The 3116-nt window shown below is 57.1% G+C and carries 2 rRNA genes; both read right to left on the bottom strand.

Features of this window, described 5'->3' with window-relative positions:
- Nucleotides 1-2671: ribosomal RNA gene (locus AC11W3_RS04155) — 23S ribosomal RNA — on the bottom strand; the annotation flags it as partial.
- A 222-nt stretch (nucleotides 2672-2893) separates the two neighbouring features.
- A 16S ribosomal RNA gene (locus tag AC11W3_RS04150) occupies nucleotides 2894-3116 on the bottom strand; the annotation flags it as partial.

The following is a 3116-nucleotide window of genomic DNA, read 5'->3' as shown; positions in this document are numbered from 1 at the left end:
TTTAGGAGGCGACCGCCCCAGTCAAACTGCCCGCCTGACACTGTCCTGCGCCCGGATCACGGGTCGCGGTTAGAACCGAAATCCAACCAGGGTGGTATTTCAACGTCGGCTCCACCGAGGCTAGCGCCCCAGCTTCACAGCCTCCCACCTATCCTACACAAGCTGCATCCCAATCCAATGACAGGGTGCAGTAAAGCTCCACGGGGTCTTTTTGCCCTATCGCGGGTAACCTGCATCTTCACAGGTACTTCAATTTCGCCGGATCCCTCGTAGAGACAGCGCCCAGATCGTTACGCCATTCGTGCGGGTCGGAACTTACCCGACAAGGAATTTCGCTACCTTAGGACCGTTATAGTTACGGCCGCCGTTTACCGGGGCTTCGATTCAGAGCTTGCACCCCTCCTCTTAACCTTCCGGCACCGGGCAGGCGTCAGACCCTATACGTCGCCTCATTGGCTTCGCAGAGCCCTGTGTTTTTGGTAAACAGTCGCCACCCCCTGCTCTGTGCCCCCTCATCCCGGTTGCCCGAGACGAGGGCCCTCTTCTTCCGAAGTTACGAGGGCAATTTGCCGAGTTCCTTCAACATCATTCTCTCAAGCGCCTGGGTATGCTCTACCAGTCCACCTGTGTCGGTTTCGGGTACGGTCTCACGCTGGCGTTGTTTCCTGGAACGCCTTCGCAGCAAGGGCAATCCGATAAGCCCTCACAACTTACGACGTTCGTCACATCCAGCAGGCTCAGGAATATTAACCTGATTCCCATCGACTACGCCTCTCGGCCTCGCCTTAGGGACCGGCTCACCCTGCGCGGATTAACCTTGCGCAGGAACCCTTGGACTTTCGGCGACAGTGTCTCTCACACTGTTTGTCGCTACTCATGTCAGCATTCTCACTTCCGGTGCCTCCAGGACCCCTCGCGAGACCCCTTCACAGGCTTACGGAACGCTCCGCTACCGCGTCAGAAGGCAGATGTCAGATGTCGGATGTCAGTTACGATCGCGCCGGCGTCACATTGCGGCGCAGCCCATGCAGCATCTTTGATATCTCCTGATACCCGTCGCGCCAACCTTCCCAGGTCGACGTGTCGATGTACCCCAGATCGAGGCAATAGCGGATCCATACCCGCATCTCGTCACTCGATCCGATCGCCATGCTGATGAACCGTTTGAACTCGGCCGGAGACCAGCTCTGCTTGGCAAAGCCCTCTGCGATGTTCGCGCAGATGCCCTTGCTCGCACGCCGGACCTGATCGGCCAAGCCGTATTGCTCCACCGCCGGGAACTGCAAGCTCCGCCGGTGAACCTCGAGCGACAACCGGTAGGCCCGCTGGAACACATCCAGCTCCTCGAACCCGACCGCTTTCTTCGCTCGTTTATCTGACATCTGTCATCTGGCAACTGCCTTCTGACACCCACAGCTTCGGTACGTGGCTTTAGCCCCGTTACATTTTCGGCGCAGGACGGCTTGTCTAGACCAGTGAGCTATTACGCTTTCTTTAAAGGATGGCTGCTTCTAAGCCAACCTCCTGGTTGTTATGGGATTCCCACATCCTTTCACACTTAGCCACGAATTGGGGGCCTTAGCTGTAGGTCAGGGTTTTTTCCCTCTCCACGATGGACGTTAGCACCCACCGTGTGTCTCCCGCGCATTGCTTTCGGGTATTCGGAGTTTGGTTAGGTTTGGTAAGACGGTAAGTCCCCCTAGCCCATCCAGTGCTCTACCCCCCAAAGCATTCGCTCGAGGCGCTACCTAAATAGCTTTCGCGGAAAACCAGCTATTTCCCAGTTTGGTTGGCCTTTCACCCCTAGCCACAGTTCATCCGAGGCTTTTTCAACAGACACCGGTTCGGTCCTCCAGTAGGTGTTACCCCACCTTCAACCTGACCATGGCTAGATCACTAGGTTTCGGGTCTAATCCGACGAACTTGGTCGCCCTCTTCAGAGTCGCTTTCGCTGCGCCTACGCCTATCGGCTTAAGCTTGCTCGTCAAATTAAGTCGCTGGCCCATTATACAAAAGGTACGACGTCACTCAGGACGAACCTTGAGCTCCGTCTGTTTGTAGGCATTCGGTTTCAGGTCTCTTTCACTCCCCTCGTCGGGGTGCTTTTCACCTTTCCCTCACGGTACTTGTTCGCTATCGGTCGCTAGAGAGTATTTAGCCTTGGAGGGTGGTCCCCCCAGCTTCCTACCGGATTTCACGTGTCCGGCAGTACTCGGGTGGTCGTCTCGAAGTCGCTGCAGTTTCGCTTACGGGGCCTTTACCCTCTATGGCCGGCCGTTCCAAGCCGTTCTGCTACCACAGCGATTTGTAACTTCGTCTCGGGTCTGCGGCCCACAAGGCGACGACTCCCACAACCCCACATGCAGCAACGCCCACAGGCTTTAACGCATACATGGGTTTAGGCTCTTTCCCGTTCGCTCGCCACTACTAGGGAAATCTCGGTTGATTTCTCTTCCTCGGGGTACTTAGATGTTTCAGTTCCCCCGGTTGCCTCCACTCTGCCTATGTGTTCAGCAGAGGGTAACTGGGCATGACCCCAGCTGGGTTTCCCCATTCGGACATCCTCGGATTAACGGTTGTGTGCACCTACCCGAGGCTTATCGCAGCTTGCCACGTCCTTCATCGGCTTCTAGCGCCAAGGCATCCACCGTGTGCCCTTAATATCTTGATCTGAGTACTATTCGTTTTCTCATCTTGCGCTATGCAGCTCTCAAGGTGCAGACGCGCCCCAGGAGGGCGCGCGCTCAGGGCCTGAACCCTGGAAACCAGATACTGTGACGCGTCCGACAAGGACGCCGAGAAGCCAGATCAACATTGGCTCTAGGTCCCCCAGGAGCAAGCTCGACCGGGGCACCGCGCGGTCGCGAACGACCGACGCCGTGATTCTCCCTAGAAAGGAGGTGATCCAGCCGCACCTTCCGGTACGGCTACCTTGTTACGACTTCACCCCCCTTACCCTCCACACCTTCGGCGCCTCCCTCCCTTACGGGTTAGGCCAGCGACTTCGGGTGCAGACGACTCGGGTGGTGTGACGGGCGGTGTGTACAAGGCCCGGGAACGTATTCACCGCGGCATGCTGATCCGCGATTACTAGCAACTCCGACTTCACGAAGGCG

This window comes from Geomonas sp., assembly GCF_056994735.1.
This window is presented reverse-complemented; position numbering and strand designations above follow the sequence as displayed.